The sequence below is a fragment of the Pseudomonas anguilliseptica genome, from assembly GCF_900105355.1.
In the GTDB taxonomy this organism is placed as follows: domain Bacteria; phylum Pseudomonadota; class Gammaproteobacteria; order Pseudomonadales; family Pseudomonadaceae; genus Aquipseudomonas; species Aquipseudomonas anguilliseptica.
The window spans coordinates 3,149,244-3,164,244 of record NZ_FNSC01000001.1 but is presented as its reverse complement, the minus strand read 5'-3'; the positions used below and the strand labels follow the sequence as shown (position 1 = coordinate 3,164,244).

The 15,001-nt window shown below is 57.8% G+C and carries 11 protein-coding genes and 4 pseudogenes; 7 read left to right on the top strand and 8 right to left on the bottom strand.

Annotation, left to right across the window (positions count from 1 at the left end; translation table 11 throughout):
• Positions 1-420 carry an Lrp/AsnC family transcriptional regulator gene (locus BLW24_RS15315; protein WP_090383388.1) on the bottom strand — a complete coding sequence of 140 codons (420 nt, stop codon included), beginning with the start codon at positions 418-420 and terminating at the stop codon, positions 1-3.
• Between the two features lie 129 nt (positions 421-549).
• Here BLW24_RS15315 and yjeH point away from each other — a divergent pair.
• Both yjeH and BLW24_RS15305 read left to right on the top strand, forming a co-directional pair.
• Positions 550-1,818: pseudogene (gene yjeH / locus BLW24_RS15310) on the top strand (L-methionine/branched-chain amino acid transporter).
• Between the two features lie 74 nt (positions 1,819-1,892).
• Entirely contained in the window at positions 1,893-3,218 is a 1,326-nt protein-coding gene (locus BLW24_RS15305; protein WP_090383382.1) for a TAXI family TRAP transporter solute-binding subunit, read from the top strand.
• Between the two features lie 90 nt (positions 3,219-3,308).
• Here the strand turns inward: BLW24_RS15305 and BLW24_RS15300 are convergent.
• Positions 3,309-4,916, bottom strand: a pseudogene (locus BLW24_RS15300) (M28 family peptidase).
• Positions 4,917-5,294: 378 nt separating this feature from the next.
• Here BLW24_RS15300 and yejK point away from each other — a divergent pair.
• Both yejK and BLW24_RS15290 read left to right on the top strand, forming a co-directional pair.
• Positions 5,295-6,302, top strand: coding sequence for a nucleoid-associated protein YejK (gene yejK, locus BLW24_RS15295; protein WP_090383377.1), 1,008 nt, complete (start codon positions 5,295-5,297; stop codon positions 6,300-6,302).
• A 147-nt stretch (positions 6,303-6,449) separates the two neighbouring features.
• Entirely contained in the window at positions 6,450-7,268 is an 819-nt protein-coding gene (locus BLW24_RS15290) for a PPK2 family polyphosphate kinase (protein WP_090383373.1), read from the top strand.
• 60 nt (positions 7,269-7,328) lie between these two features.
• Here BLW24_RS15290 and tnpC (BLW24_RS15285) read toward each other — a convergent pair whose 3' ends face one another.
• A complete protein-coding gene (gene tnpC / locus BLW24_RS15285; protein ID WP_090375563.1) occupies positions 7,329-8,885 on the bottom strand; it encodes an IS66 family transposase in 1,557 nt (518 codons plus the stop codon).
• A gap of 18 nt (positions 8,886-8,903) precedes the next feature.
• Positions 8,904-9,299 carry an IS66 family insertion sequence element accessory protein TnpB gene (gene tnpB, locus BLW24_RS15280; RefSeq protein WP_244161054.1) on the bottom strand — a complete coding sequence of 132 codons (396 nt, stop codon included), beginning with the start codon at positions 9,297-9,299 and terminating at the stop codon, positions 8,904-8,906.
• Positions 9,300-9,347: 48 nt separating this feature from the next.
• On the opposite strand from tnpB (BLW24_RS15280), the pseudogene BLW24_RS15275 reads away from it, so the two are divergent.
• Positions 9,348-9,719 (top strand): annotated as a pseudogene (locus tag BLW24_RS15275) (transposase); the annotation flags it as partial.
• Positions 9,720-9,854: 135 nt separating this feature from the next.
• On the opposite strand, the gene BLW24_RS15270 reads toward BLW24_RS15275, so the two are convergent.
• Both BLW24_RS15270 and BLW24_RS15265 read right to left on the bottom strand, forming a co-directional pair.
• The gene (locus BLW24_RS15270) at positions 9,855-10,082 is read right to left on the bottom strand and encodes a hypothetical protein (protein ID WP_090383368.1); all 228 of its coding nucleotides are present in this window, start codon (positions 10,080-10,082) and stop codon (positions 9,855-9,857) included.
• Between the two features lie 61 nt (positions 10,083-10,143).
• Complete coding sequence (locus tag BLW24_RS15265; RefSeq protein WP_090383363.1) at positions 10,144-10,734, bottom strand: hypothetical protein; 591 nt, start codon at positions 10,732-10,734, stop codon at positions 10,144-10,146.
• A 188-nt stretch (positions 10,735-10,922) separates the two neighbouring features.
• On the opposite strand from BLW24_RS15265, the gene tnpB (BLW24_RS15260) reads away from it, so the two are divergent.
• Together tnpB (BLW24_RS15260) and tnpC (BLW24_RS15255) are read left to right on the top strand one after the other, a co-directional pair.
• Positions 10,923-11,318 carry an IS66 family insertion sequence element accessory protein TnpB gene (tnpB, locus tag BLW24_RS15260; protein ID WP_244161054.1) on the top strand — a complete coding sequence of 132 codons (396 nt, stop codon included), beginning with the start codon at positions 10,923-10,925 and terminating at the stop codon, positions 11,316-11,318.
• Positions 11,319-11,336: 18 nt separating this feature from the next.
• Positions 11,337-12,893 (top strand): IS66 family transposase, encoded by a 1,557-nt coding sequence (gene tnpC / locus BLW24_RS15255; protein WP_090375563.1) that lies wholly within the window; start codon positions 11,337-11,339, stop codon positions 12,891-12,893.
• Between the two features lie 625 nt (positions 12,894-13,518).
• Here the strand turns inward: tnpC (BLW24_RS15255) and BLW24_RS27205 are convergent.
• A pseudogene (locus tag BLW24_RS27205) lies at positions 13,519-14,180 on the bottom strand (SGNH hydrolase domain-containing protein).
• Between the two features lie 32 nt (positions 14,181-14,212).
• Entirely contained in the window at positions 14,213-14,854 is a 642-nt protein-coding gene (locus BLW24_RS25635) for an acyltransferase family protein (protein ID WP_139272678.1), read from the bottom strand.
• Positions 14,855-15,001 lie beyond the last annotated feature (147 nt).

The window sequence follows — 15,001 nt, the reverse complement described above, 5'->3', positions numbered from 1 at the left end:
TCAAAACACCCAATCCTTGACCACCATATGGGTCTTCACTTTCTGCATACCGGGGAAGTTTTCGATCTCGCCGCGAATCTCGCTCAGGCGCTGCATTGAGGCGGCCTCGATAACCACCAGCATATCGGTCTCGCCGCTGATGCCACTGCAGCGGCGCACCTCGGGGTAGACACGCATCAGCTCAACATAGTGCTCGCAGCGCCCGTCCTGGTAGAACAGCTCCAGATAGGCCTTGATCGCCGCCTCACCCGGCAGCGCCACCTGGGCGTGATAGCCGCCGATCACGCCACTGTGTTCCAGCTGACGAATCCGCTCGCTGACCGCCGAACGCGACAGGTTGACCTCGCGGGCGATCTGGCTGACGGGTAAACGCGCATCGGCGCGTAACAGGGCGAGTATCTGCTGATCAAACTTGTCCACGGCAACTCTCAGGCAAAAAGCAATTTGACGGCCAATTCCGTCATTCTGCCGGGCAACGCCGACACTTCTACGGCGGTGTTTTGCAGGGACGCGCCCTACCATAGCCGGCAAAACGCCAGAGCATACAACATGAGTCGTCTGAACCAGGAATTGGGCCTGCTGCAAGGGATTGGCCTGCTGAGTACCTCGCTACTGGGCACCGGGATTTTCGTGATCCCGGCGCTGGCAGCCACCGCTGCAGGCGAGGCATCGTTATGGGCCTGGATGCTGCTGATCGCCCTGGTGCTGCCGGTGGCATTTACCTTTGCTCAGCTGGGCCGCCACTTTCCCCATGCCGGCGGCGCGCCGCACCTGATTGGCCGCGCCTTTGGGGCACGGATGGAGCGCCTCAGCGCCCTGCTGTTCCTCGCCGTGCTGCCGGTGGGTTTGCCGGCGGCGCTGAATATCGCCAGCGGTTTCTGGCAGGCGCTGTTCGATCTCAGCCGCGGCCAAGCCCTAGCGATCCAGTTGGCTACCCTCGCAGCCATGCTGTTGCTCGGCCAACGTCCGGCCAAGGCAAGCGGGATGATTCAGGGCGCGATTGCCGTGGCGATTATCGCCACCATCGCGCTGATCTGGTGGGTCGGTGATCTGCCCGCCCCCAGCCAGCCGCTGCTGCCGCCAATTAGCGGCTCTTGGCATCTACTGCCGGCGGCGCTGGGGGTGATGTTCTGGTGTTTTGTCGGCATTGAGGCCTTTACCCATATGGGCGAAGAGTTCAAGAACCCCGAGCGCGACTTCCCCCTGGCGTAGCTATTTGGCGTGCTGTTGGCGGGCCTGGTGTACTGGGCCTGTTCGGTGGCGGTGCTGAGCCTGCATAGCTACGGCGACGTCACAACGGATGCCGCATCGCTGCCGCGTATGCTCGACCTGCTGCTGGGCGAGCAGGCGCGCTGGATCGCCGCCACTGTGGGCTATCTGGCCTGCTTCGCCTCGATGAACGTCTATATGCAGGGCTTCGCCCGGCTGATCTGGAGCCTGGCCGACGAAGGCAAACTGCCGGCTGCCCTGGCCCAACGCAACCGCCACGGCGTACCGGCCCGCGCCCTGCTGTGGGTGATTCTCAGCTGCGCCCTGTGCGCCAGCCTGGCTCAGTGGCTCAATTTGACCGTGGACGACCTGATTCGCTACGCCAATGGCAACTTCGTTGTGATTTACCTGCTGAGCATGGCCGCAGGCATGGCGCTGCTGCGCGGTATCTGGCGCTGGCTGGCCGCATTCAGTTGCCTGCTCTGCGCCCTGGTGCTGCTGATGCTGGGCATGGATGCCGGGTATGCCCTGGGCTTGCTGGTGGTACTCGGGTTACTCGATCGCTGGCGCGAACAGCGCAGCATGCGCCTGGCTGGCGTGAGCAACTGATCAGAACACACTCGGCATTTAGCTTGGTCAGTCATTGCGGCTATTCTGAGCCCAACTGATGACAAGGACTGACCATGCGCCGCATTCTCCATGATCTGAAAATCCTGATCCTCACCAACCTGTGGATAGTGCCGGTGCTGGCCGGACTGGTCGGCGCGCTGTTCTATTTCGCCGCGCCGCCGCCGCCAATCCATGCGCGCATGGCGACCGGTGCCGTGGGTGGTGGCTATCATGCATTTGGCGAGCGCCTGCAGGCGGAGCTGGAACTGCAGGGCTTTAGCCTGGAGCTGGTTGAGAGCGCCGGCTCCGAAGACAACCTGGGCAAACTCGGCAGCGGTGAAGTGGAGCTGGCACTGGTACAGAGCGGCCAGGAGCTGACTCTAAGCGCCGAGGCTCGCGGCAAGCTTAATGGCCTGGGCGTGATGTACCGCGAACCGTTGTGGCTGTTTCTCGGTGACAAGGTCAAATTCGAACGCCTGAGCGATCTGATGAAACTGCGCCTGGCGGTTGGCTCGCAGGGCAGCGGCACCCAGGCGGTGACTGCAGCATTGTTCGCCGCCAATCGGATCGAACCGCCGCAATACCCCAAGCGCTGGCAACAACTGGGAGGCAGTCGCGCCGCCGATGCGCTGATTGCCGGCAAACTGGATGCCGCTTTTTTTGTCGGCCCGGCGGAAAACGCACTGATTCAGCGCCTGGCCGCAGAACCCAAGGTACGCCTGGTCAGCCTGCGGCGCACCGAGGCCTATCTGGCACGCCTGCCTTACCTGAGCCGCCTGGAAGTAGGCGAAGGTATGCTGGATATGGCGCACAACAGCCCTGATCGCGATATCGTCACCCTCGGCCCGGTCGCCACTCTGGTGGCCGGCGAAGAGTTTCATCCTTCGCTAACCCCACTGATCCTCGAAGCGGCAAAAACCGTGCTGAAGAATGGCAGCCTGCTCGACCCCGCCGGCAGCTACCCAACCAAACCGCCACTGTCACTAAACACCCTGAGCGAGGCCGAGTACTACTACGACAAGGGCCTGCCCATTCTGCAGCGCTACCTGCCGTTTCGCATCGCCTCGCTGGCCGACCGCTATATCATTCTGGCCATCCCGCTGCTGGTGCTGTTGTTCCCGCTGTTCAAGGCCATCGGCCCGATCTACCAGTGGCGCATCCGCGCACGCATCTACCGCTGGTACAAACACCTGCGCGAAATCGACCAGCAGCTGTACAAGGGCAAACTACCAAGCGACCTGGACTCCGAAATCGCTCGCCTGGAACGCCTGGAAGACGAACTGGCGCGGGTCGAAGTGCCACTGTCCTACTCCAACGAGCTGTACCAGCTGCATATGCACTTGCGCTATATGATCGAGCGCCTGAATGCGCTGAAGCAGCGCCAGTTAGTGGCCAGCTAAGCCTGCAGAACAAGCCGCCGCCCAGATTTATCGCAGACAAAGAAAACCCCGGCAGAGCTTAGCTCTGCCGGGGTTTTGCATTTCAGCCGATCACTTGATCCAGTGTTTACCCCAGTGCGTGATGTCGTAGCTCTGCACACTACGCGCCACGCTCTTCTCGGCCTTGGCGGCTTCAATCTGATCATCGACCACTTTGGTGGAGAACGACAGCCAGCTGGTCACAAAGGCCATCGCATCGCCATTGATCTCCAGGGCACGCTGCGCGATGTTGTTCAGGTCATCGCAACTGGCGTGGTAGCACGGATCAAGCGCGACCCCCGCCGTACCGCCATAAAGGTTCGCCTGCTCAGGCGTTTTCAGTACCTCTGCTCCCGTGAACAAGCCGCCAAAGGCGATGCCATCCTGGAAAAATTGCGCGTAATCCGAACGGAAGGTGATCTCATCGCCTTCTGAAGGCAGGCCACGCAGCTTGTAGTACTCCTCGAACAGCTTCTCGATGGCTGCCGAACCGGGTGGGCCTTGCAGACCGAACGCAGAACCGTCGCCGTCATAGATGAAGTAGGCAAAGTTGGGCGAAGCAATCATGTCGAAGTTCAAGTACGCCTTGATCTTGCTCTTCTGCTCGGCCGGCAGCTGGCTGACATAGTAAGTCGAACCAACCCCGACTCCTCAGCCCCCCCACCAGGCGAAGCGCAGCTTGTTCTTCGGCCGCACTTTCTGCAGCTGCAACGCCAGCTCCAGCAACGCGGCACTGCCTGATGCGTTGTCGTTGATACCCGCGCCTTCATACACGGAGTCGAGGTGAGCCCCGGCCATCACCACATTATTGGCATTGCCGTGGCGGCTCTCGGCGATAAGGTTGAAGGTCTGCGTACGCTCGCGCACCACGTCAGCCAGCATGCGCACCTGGGTCTCTGCGCTCTGCGCCAGGCCAACGCCGACATCGTAGGTGGCGAAGAACACCGGAACACCGCCGGCATAGCTGTCACCCAGAGTAGCGTTGAGCAGGCCCTTGCGGTCCTCGGTATCGCCCTGGTTGAAGATGATTACCCCTGAGGCTCCGGCCGCAGCGGCGTTCTCCGCTTTCAGCTGGAAGTTACAGGCGCCGCGCTGCAGCAAGGCGATAGAACCAGAGGGGAAGTCGACAAAGTCCTCCGCCTCACAACCACTGCTGGACAGGTTTCCAGCGCCAAGCGCGATATCTACCGCCGCCACTGGCGCACTGACGTCACCGTCTTCGGTTTGCGACAGGTAGGTGAAATCCACATCCCACTCATACACCGCCGGCGTCGGCGCCAAGGCCTGCAGCTCGCCGGGCCCTTGTGGGTAATAGGCGGTGAAGGGGAATGGCTGAACCTCTACGCGATAGCCGGCACTTTCCAGGGTGGACTTCACGTAGTCGATCGAGCGCTGGTAACCCGGCAAACCTGCAGCCCGATTGCCACCATTGGCCTGAGCAATGTCCTTGAACATCTGCAAGTGAGTGGAGGTGTTGCTCGCCTGCATACAGCGCGGCAACCCCAGTGTAGTGCTGTTGAGCAGGCCGAAACGACATTCCAGAGGGCCCAAACGAGTCGGGCTCCAAAACGCATTGAACAGCTGGCTGCTACTTTTGTTCGACTCTGCGAGCACCTCGCCCGAAATCGCCGCCAGTAGACTTCCCACTATTAAGCCGCTTTTCACAATCTTGTTATGCATGCTGCCTCCAATCCATATATGGAGTTTTTTAGGTGCGGCGGCGCTTGTGACACTGCCGCGATACGTCCCTTTACTGCGTCGTGTGGACGCTACATAACCTAGACGTGGATATTCATCTTCGCGAACCGGTATCTACAATTTTCTTGAAAATAAGAACTTATCGACGAATATGGGAGCCATTGGCCAGCATCGAACGTTTTACCAATCTGACAGCAATAATGGGCGCCAGGGCGCGAGCGACCCAGGGCGTTCCGCTGACAGATGGAGAGAAACCTGTACTCAGGTAAACTCTGCGCACATTTTCTAGATCGGCTCCGCGTTGGCCTCGCCAACGCCCCAGGAGCCATCCCCCTACGACTGAGTTGAAGACCTAGCCCCATGCCGATCCGCCACTGCATCGTCCACCTGATCGACAAGAAGCCTGATGGCACCCCCGCCGTGCTGCATGCTCGCGACACCGAGCTGGCTGCCTCGCAAGCCATCGAGAACATGCTCGCCGACCTCAAAGAGAGCTATAACGCCAAGCAGGGCAAGGCCTGGGGATTTTTCCATGAAGAATCCGGTGCCTACCCGTTCAGCGGCTGGCTGAAGCACTACCTGGATGAAGGTCAGGGCTTTGCCACGTTCAGCCGCCAGGCGGTCGAGCAGCTGCAGAAGCTGATGGAAGAGTCCAATCTGTCCACCGGCGGCCATGTACTGTTTGCCCACTATCAGCAGGGCATGACCGATTACCTGGCCATTGCCCTGCTGCACCACAGCGAAGGCGTGGCGGTGAACGATGCGCTGGACGTGACCCCGGCCAAGCACCTGGACCTGGGCCAGCTGCACCTGGCGGCGCGCATCAACATCTCCGAATGGCGCAACAACGCCCACTCCAAGCAGTACATCTCGTTTATCAAGGGCAAGAATGGCAAGAAAGTCTCGGAATACTTCCGCGACTTTATCGGTTGCCAGGAAGGCGTCGACGGTCCGGGCGAGACCCGCACCCTGCTGAAAGCCTTCAGCGACTTCGTCGAGAGCGAAGACCTGCCCGAAGAACAGGCCCGCGAGAAGACCAAGACCCTGGTCAGCTATGCCGCAAACCAGGCCAAACAAGGCGAGCCAATCACCCTCGACGAGCTATCGGGACTGATCGACGAAGAACGGCCCAAGGCCTTCTTTGAGCATATCCGCAACAAGGATTACGGCATGGCCCCGGAGTTTCCAGCGGACAAACGCACCCTCAGCCAGTTCCAGCGCTTTACCGGGCGCGCCGAAGGTTTGTCGATCAGCTTCGAGGCGCACCTGCTCGGCTCGAAAATCGAGTACGACGAAGGCACTGACACTCTGGTGATCCGCAACCTGCCGACGCAGCTTACCGATCAGCTTAAGCGCCGCAAAAACTAACAGCCCGCTGAAAAACTACCTACGTTGCCGAGGCGGCGTTAAAAACAGGCTCAAAATGCTCATTTACACCAGTAAACTCCGCTTTTTCGCCTGCTTTTGCCTTGCCTCGACTGCCTCGCCTACGTTTTTAAACGGCCTGTCACATCCATGAGCCGCCTTCCGGATAGCCTGCTGGATGCCTGCCGCTGTAATCCGGCAGCACCCTTCGCCCAGGATCCGGCACGCGATTTCGGCCTGAACAAGCAGGCGGCGCAGCTAGCCCTGACCGAACTGCGGCCCTGGCTCAACCAGCGACAGCGCATGCTCTGGGCCAACCGGCGTAATGCCTTGCTGCTGATCCTGCAAGGCACCGATTGCTCCGGGAAGGATGGCGTGATTCGCCGGGTGATCAGCAGCTTCGATCCCCAGGGCCTGCGCATTTACAGTTTTCAAAAGCCCAATGCCTGCGAGCAACGCCATGACTTTCTCTGGCGCTACCAGCGGCGTTTGCCTGAGCTGGGCCTGCTCGGGGTATTCAACCGCAGTTACTACGAAGGGCTGATCAGCGATCCGCTGGATGGCCTGTGCAGTGCCGCCGAACTCCCCGCGCGCCAGCAGGCCATTCAGACCTTCGAGGCGCAGCTGCTCAGCCAGTCGATTCAGCCGCTGAAATGCTTTTTGCAGCTCTCCCGAGATGAACAAAGGCGCCGCCTGCAGGAGCGCCTGGAACACCCGCATAAACGCTGGAAACTGCACAGCAGCGACCTGCAGTCCTACTGCGAATTTGACCTGCGCCAACAGCGCTGGGCCGAGCAGTTAACAGCCAGCCACAGCGACGCAGCGCCCTGGTATGTTATTCCGGCGGATCATCGCTGGGTGCGCGACTGGCTGGTGGCCAGCCTGCTGGCTCGAGAGCTGGAACGGCTAAAGCTGGACTGGCCGGATACCCCGCCGCCGTTCAGTTTGGAAGATTTGCAGCGCAGCTAGCCCACGACTCACTAGTAAACGCTCCATAGACCCCACCTCCCTCTGGAGAGGTTTTGCGTTTTACAGTGGCGTCGTTGGTTGGCAGTTCCAAGGCAGCAGCGCTTCGTAGGCTTCAACGCTGTTGGCCAGCGGCAGGCGTTCGAGGACATGGCGCAGCCAGGCGTAGGGCTCCTGGCCATTGGTCTTGGCGGTTTCCACCAGGCTGTAGAGTTGGGCGCTGGCGGTCGCGCCTTTCGGCGTGTCGCTGAACAGCCAGTTCTTGCGACCTATGACGAAGGGCCGGATCGCGCGCTCGGCAGCGTTGTTATCGATCGGCAGGTGGCCAGCCTCGATGTAGCGTTCGAGTCGGCTCCAGTTGCTCGCCAGGTAGTTCACTGCTTTGCCCAGGGCATTCTGCGCCGTGACCTGCGGCTGGGTTTTCTCCAGCCAGGTCTTGAGCTGATCGAGGAGCGGTAGGCTGTGCTGCTGGCGGCCCCGGTAGCGCTGTTCATCGCTGGCATCCTTAAGTTCGCGCTCGATGCCGTAGAGCTTGTTGATCATCCCCAACGCGATGTCGGCACGCCCGGTTTTGCCCTTCGGTTGCACCTTTTGCGCTTCGACGAACTTGCGCCGCGCATGCGCCCAGCAGGCCAGGCGCTCAACACCTTGTTGTGCGGCCACGGCGTTGTAGCCGGCGTAATCGTCGGTCATCAGGTAGCCGCGATAACCGTCGAGCAGGCGCAGCGGCACCTCCTGCGCGCGGCTGGTTGTGTAGTCGAAGAGGATCACCGGTTTGCCAGGCGGGCCACCGGTCTGCACCCACATCCAGGAGTGGCTGCTCGGATCGCGCCCAGGCTCCTTGAGCACCTGCACGCGGGTTTCATCGCAGTGGATCACCGGACTGTCCAGCAGCCTGTCGCGCATCAGGTTGAGCAACGGTTGTAGCAGTTCGCCGCACTGGATCACCCAGCGCGCCAGGGTCTGCCGGGGGATGTCGATGCCATGGCGACTGAGCATCTTTTCGAAGCGATACAGTGGGATGCCGTCGGCGTATTTGCTGGTCAGCAGCATCGCCAGCACGCTCGGGCTGGCCAGCCTTTTCTCGATCAGTTGGGCCGGTTTGTCAGCGGTGACCGGCGCGCTTTCGCAGGCCTTGCAGGCATAGGTCTTGCGAATGTGGCGGATCACCTGAACCTGCATCGGGATGATTTCCAGCTGCTCGCTGGTTTCTTCGCCGATGGCCTGCTTGCGGCAACCGCATTCGCAGGTCAGTTCGTGTTCGGGCAGTTCGTGGATGACCTCGACACGCGGTAGTTCGGCCGGTAACGGCTTGCGCTTGCCGCGGCGCTTGGTCGGCGCAACGACTTCTTCCTCGACCTCAGCGGCCGGAGCTTCAGCCGCCGCTTCGGCCAGGCTTTCCGCTTCGTTGAACATCTCTAGCTGCGGTGAATCCGGGTCGCTGCTCTGCTCGGATTTACGGCCGAACAGGCGCTGGATCAACAGCGCGTTTTGTTCGCGCAGGCGCTCGATCTGCCCATCCTTGTCCTTGGCCAATTCCTGCGCCGACGACAACACCTCAGCGAGCAATTGCTTGAGCGCGGCGGGGTCATCAGGAAGGGTTTCGGGCACAGAAATCATGCCGTGGATTATACCGGCTCAGGTGACGAACCTAGGGGTCAAAACCTGGTGCGGCCGGTTGCGCCACAGGTCGATACCGTCCAACAACCAGTTCAACTCCTGGGCCGTCAGCACGATCGCATCTTCGCCAGGTTCCGGATGCGACTTGAAGCGTTCAGCCTCCAATCGCTTGAGCCACAGGCAAAAGCCGTTGCGCTCCCAATACAAAATCTTCACCCGGCTGCGCGCGCGGTTGAGGAAGACGAACAGCACCGGGTCGAACACCGCCACCTTGATATCCAGCTCGACCAGGGCGGCCAGGCCATCGATGGATTTTCGGAAATCCACCGGCTTGGGGTATAGATAGACTTTTTCGACTTTGGCGTCGGGGCGCATCATGACGGCTGGCTCCAGAAAGAAATTGGAGCTCAGCATTGGCTGGCCTGCGGATCATTTGTAGATGAGGTTTATGGAGCGCTTACGGTAGACAAACTGCTGCACGGCGACGAAAACGTGGTGTGTACTGACGCAGGTTACACCGGTGTCGAAAAGCGTCCGGAGCATGAAGGTCGGAAGGTAATCTGGCAGGTGGCGGCACGCCGCAGCACCTACAGGAAGCTCGATAAGCGCAGCGGGTTATACAAAGCCAAGCGCAAGATCGAGAAGGCCAAAGCCCAAGTGCGCGCCAAGGTCGAGCATCCGTTTCGCGTGTTCAAGCGCCAGTTCGGTTATGTGAAGACGCGCTTCCGTGGCCTGGCCAAAAACACCGCACAACTGGTAACGCTGTTCGCCCTGTCGAACCTGTGGATGGCCCGTCGACATTTACTGACGAATGCAGGAGAGGTGCGCCTGTAATGTGGGAAATGGTTGCGGCGAGGTTATCGCAGCGACCAGAAACACTGAAATGAGCGGACGATTTGATCGTTTCTCCTCGAATCGTCGCTTTAAAAATCAGCAAGGGCTGAAGTCAGCCTGAAATATCGGGCTATTTCAGACCATCCTTAGAATTTCATCGAAATCAGCACGGTCCTTAATTCCAACAACCTCGTTGAGAATCAACTTCTTCCGCCAATCCGCCTCTATCATCTCGGCAATTTTCTTGTCAGTCGTCTTCGATGACTTGATAAAGGTCTGACCGTTGTGCTGGAACTGGATGTACCAGAACTTTGAATTGCCTCGCTTGATGACGCCCATGATGGATTGCTCTGTAACCCGCATAACTCCACCATCAATTCCAATACGTGAGTGGGCAACAGGTCAGACCATTAGCTTCGGTCGCTTATGGCAGTGACGACTTGGATTTACGCCGCTTCACGATTTCTTGAATCTCACCAAGGGCAACAGCGTCAATTTTGTATTGATAGACTTTCTGACTGTTCTTCTTTGCCGATTTTTGCTTCAACGTCTTGATGCCGGACATTCCCAGAAACTGACTGAGTTGTTGCATCGGTTTACCGGTGTAGTCATTACGAAGAGTAACGCCGAGAACACGCTCGATTTTCACCTTCTGCTTTTTGCAGACTGCCACGAATGGCTTCAAACTTTCTTTTGAGATCGTTGCCGAGGTGTCAAATTCGGAGCCGGAGAAAATTCCAGCAGATTTATACAGCTCAACCAGCAGTCGCACCTTGGAACGAAGTTCATTCTCTCTTGTAGTCGTCCCGAGTTCACCTGCAATAACCTGCTCGAACATGCGAATCTGTTCTTGGTGCTTGCTTTCATCATCTTTGACGATGAGTTCGTAAGTGACAGGTGTGTAGTAGAAATGCTCAATGAAGTAACGAGTTATTCCATCCTGCTCGCTGTCGGACAGGGATTTCCCTCCATCACTCTTGCGTTTCAGGTCATCGACTTGGATGTGGTTGAGCACTTCAGCGTCAAGAATTCGATGGATGCGCTTTTCCCTACGGAGTGCCTCACCAAGCTTTGCGTGCTCTGCACCGCTGGATGCAGTAGCTGCATTGCGATCAATTTCCTCGACGCTCCATCCGTTGTAAGCCTTAAGATCAATGTAAGCGCTCCATAAACCTCATCTACAAATGATCCGCAGGCCAGCCAATGCTGAGCTCCAATTTCTTTCTGGAGCCAGCCGTCATGATGCGCCCCGACGCCAAAGTCGAAAAAGTCTATCTATACCCCAAGCCGGTGGATTTCCGAAAATCCATCGATGGCCTGGCCGCCCTGGTCGAGCTGGATATCAAGGTGGCGGTGTTCGACCCGGTGCTGTTCGTCTTCCTCAACCGCGCGCGCAGCCGGGTGAAGATTTTGTATTGGGAGCGCAACGGCTTTTGCCTGTGGCTCAAGCGATTGGAGGCTGAACGCTTCAAGTCGCATCCGGAACCTGGCGAAGATGCGATCGTGCTGACGGCCCAGGAGTTGAACTGGTTGTTGGACGGTATCGACCTGTGGCGCAACCGGCCGCACCAGGTTTTGACCCCTAGGTTCGTCACCTGAGCCGGTATAATCCACGGCATGATTTCTGTGCCCGAAACCCTTCCTGATGACCCCGCCGCGCTCAAGCAATTGCTCGCTGAGGTGTTGTCGTCGGCGCAGGAATTGGCCAAGGACAAGGATGGGCAGATCGAGCGCCTGCGCGAACAAAACGCGCTGTTGATCCAGCGCCTGTTCGGCCGTAAATCCGAGCAGAGCAGCGACCCGGATTCACCGCAGCTAGAGATGTTCAACGAAGCGGAAAGCCTGGCCGAAGCGGCGGCTGAAGCTCCGGCCGCTGAGGTCGAGGAAGAAGTCGTTGCGCCGACCAAGCGCCGCGGCAAGCGCAAGCCGTTACCGGCCGAACTACCGCGTGTCGAGGTCATCCACGAACTGCCCGAACACGAACTGACCTGCGAATGCGGTTGCCGCAAGCAGGCCATCGGCGAAGAAACCAGCGAGCAGCTGGAAATCATCCCGATGCAGGTTCAGGTGATCCGCCACATTCGCAAGACCTATGCCTGCAAGGCCTGCGAAAGCGCGCCGGTCACCGCTGACAAACCGGCCCAACTGATCGAGAAAAGGCTGGCCAGCCCGAGCGTGCTGGCGATGCTGCTGACCAGCAAATACGCCGACGGCATCCCACTGTATCGCTTCGAAAAGATGCTCAGTCGCCATGGCATCGACATCCCCCGGCAGACCCTGGCGCGCTGGGTGATCCAGTGCGGCGAACTGCTACAACCGTTGCTCAACCTGATGCGCGACAGGCTGCTGGACAGTCCGGTGATCCACTGCGATGAAACCCGCGTGCAGGTGCTCAAGGAGCCTGGGCGCGATCCGAGCAGCCACTCCTGGATGTGGGTGCAGACCGGTGGCCCGCCTGGCAAACCGGTGATCCTCTTCGACTACACAACCAGCCGCGCGCAGGAGGTGCCGCTGCGCCTGCTCGACGGTTATCGCGGCTACCTGATGACCGACGATTACGCCGGCTACAACGCCGTGGCCGCACAACAAGGTGTTGAGCGCCTGGCCTGCTGGGCGCATGCGCGGCGCAAGTTCGTCGAAGCGCAAAAGGTGCAACCGAAGGGCAAAACCGGGCGTGCCGACATCGCGTTGGGGATGATCAACAAGCTCTACGGCATCGAGCGCGAACTTAAGGATGCCAGCGATGAACAGCGCTACCGGGGCCGCCAGCAGCACAGCCTACCGCTCCTCGATCAGCTCAAGACCTGGCTGGAGAAAACCCAGCCGCAGGTCACGGCGCAGAATGCCCTGGGCAAAGCAGTGAACTACCTGGCGAGCAACTGGAGCCGACTCGAACGCTACATCGAGGCTGGCCACCTGCCGATCGATAACAACGCTGCCGAGCGCGCGATCCGGCCCTTCGTCATAGGTCGCAAGAACTGGCTGTTCAGCGACACGCCGAAAGGCGCGACCGCCAGCGCCCAACTCTACAGCCTGGTGGAAACCGCCAAGACCAATGGCCAGGAGCCCTACGCCTGGTTGCGCCATGTCCTCGAACGCCTGCCGCTGGCCAACAGCGTTGAAGCCTACGAAGCGCTGCTGCCTTGGAACTGCCAACCAACGACGCCACTGTAAAACGCAAAACCTCTCCAGAGGGAGGTGGGGTCTATGGAGCGCTTACAGATCAATAAAGTTCTGGCGCAGGCTATTTTTCGATGCCCTCTGAGCAGACAATATATTTGCATACAGTGTGAGGTAGGGGTCCTTCCAGTTGTATTCCGGTAGCCCACTTATCGGTCCGTACCCCGTCAAAATCTCTGGAATGACTCCGCTCCCGGAAATCTCTTGCTTGATGGGGTCTGTTTCGGTTTCGAAATTGAAGTTTTCTGGACTGATCCAAACTCGAACATATTTTGGCGGTTGGTCTGGGCCAAAGGTATAGGGCCTGCCTTCCACCCTCGGAACCCACCCGGTATCCGATTATCCGATCCCACTCAGTCCCTTACCGTAATCATCGCCCATGGAAATGGCAACGGCACAACGGTGGCTCAGGCGGGATTACATGGACTGGTGACAGGAATGGTCGGGTGAGTCCCGGTACCGTCTCGATCATCAAGATCGCTGGAACCGTTGCGGTTCCACAGTGGTGACGGTGGTCGTGAGCCTCTACTAATGAGCTTGGGAAGCTCAGGTAATGCCATTATACGACGCCCGCCAAAGTCCCGAAGATTATAGCGGGACCATCACACTGTCCAGATGATCATCGACTGTTGGACGATTGTGATTGTTGATCAATCAATTTAATAAAAGATTTTACAAACTCACGACTTCCAGCTGTTGTGAGGTGATCCCTAGTAGCATACCACAAACCTCCGGCGCCAGCACCATAGCAGTAACTATCGTCACAGAAAAAGCCAGCGGTATCTGTAAATGAAATGGTTGGATACTTATTCTGAAGCTCGCCAATCATGTTGCGATACATAAGAGTTCTGTTTAAATATAATGTTTTTGGTATTTTAATATCGCATTTATAATGCCCATCCGTTCTACGCACGATTTCGGGTCGGCTAGCAGCTCTGGATTGTCATTAACATAAATTATGGTTTTCCCGGAATTGACAAGAGCTGAAAACGTTTTCTCTAGTCCGGCCATTAAAATATCTCTATTTTTTTCAACTTGTCCTTGCGACAATGTCTGTGGTTCGTGAAAGCGATTCACTTGAATTTTCAAAGCTGAGTAACCACTAAGAATGACCGTTTTTATTGATGGTGTTTTGATTGCGTAATTTAGAGCTTGCTCTATAAGAGCATCAGGGCAGCCTAAATATGAAAACCCCTCTTGTCTCACGGAGTATGTTGGAAAACATCCTGCGTATAGCATCACTGAAATATTTATGTTTTTTCCTGTGAGCGCCGATTTCAGTCCTGAAGCAAGATGCCCTGCGTGACTGTCGCCTATGACAAGAATATCGATAGGTTTTTTTCATAAAGAATCCGACACCCACCCATTCCCTTCGTATTGGTAACAGTTTCACATCGTCCCCAGCCATCCCAATGTTGGCTGTATGAAAAAACATCGTATCCTTTAGCGATGCCTCTGTATAAAAATCCATTCTTCTCGAATGTGTGCCATCCAACATAACCAACTACCACAGCAAGCACGCACAGTGGCGTGACTTTTCGCCAAGTTGAACGACCATACCTGATTGGCTTCTCGATCAGGTAATACGTCAGCGCAGCAAGAATAAAGCTGAGCAACACTGCCGCAATTCGGATTTCAGGTGATGGTGTTTCGGATTCAACGATGCGGGCGAATGACAGCAGTGGCCAATGCCACAAGTAAAGCGGATAACTGATTAACCCAATCCAGACCAACGCTTTATTCGCCAGCAATTTCCGATTCACCCACGCCTGTGGGCCGGCAAGGATCAGAAGTAAGGCGCCCAGTACTGGGGCAAGCGCACGTGATCCGGGGTAGGGCATGGTGTGGTCATATCCGGCAATCGAATAAACGACCAATGCCAACCCGATGAAGGACAGGCTGCTTGCCGACAGTGCTCCTCGAACCTCCTCTGCTGGAGGTTCACGAAAGAACACCCGATTAAATACTCCGGCATCTACCCAACGAGTAAAGGATGGCCTCCATGCTCTAAACACATAGATGTATGCCAGGATGGATCCCGCCATTAATTCCCAGAAGCGAGTATGGGGAGCAAAGAATGCCTTTACTGGATCCTGATGGAC

Coding starts and splice junctions, on each gene's coding strand:
- BLW24_RS15305 (WP_090383382.1), top strand. CDS start 1,893: ATGCGCCGCATTCTCCATGATCTGAAAATCCTGATCCTCACCAACCTG.
- yejK (WP_090383377.1), top strand. CDS start 5,295: ATGCCGATCCGCCACTGCATCGTCCACCTGATCGACAAGAAGCCTGAT.
- BLW24_RS15290 (WP_090383373.1), top strand. CDS start 6,450: ATGAGCCGCCTTCCGGATAGCCTGCTGGATGCCTGCCGCTGTAATCCG.
- tnpC (WP_090375563.1), bottom strand. CDS start 8,885: ATGATTTCTGTGCCCGAAACCCTTCCTGATGACCCCGCCGCGCTCAAG.
- tnpB (WP_244161054.1), bottom strand. CDS start 9,299: ATGCTGAGCTCCAATTTCTTTCTGGAGCCAGCCGTCATGATGCGCCCC.
- BLW24_RS15270 (WP_090383368.1), bottom strand. CDS start 10,082: ATGCGGGTTACAGAGCAATCCATCATGGGCGTCATCAAGCGAGGCAAT.
- tnpB (WP_244161054.1), top strand. CDS start 10,923: ATGCTGAGCTCCAATTTCTTTCTGGAGCCAGCCGTCATGATGCGCCCC.
- tnpC (WP_090375563.1), top strand. CDS start 11,337: ATGATTTCTGTGCCCGAAACCCTTCCTGATGACCCCGCCGCGCTCAAG.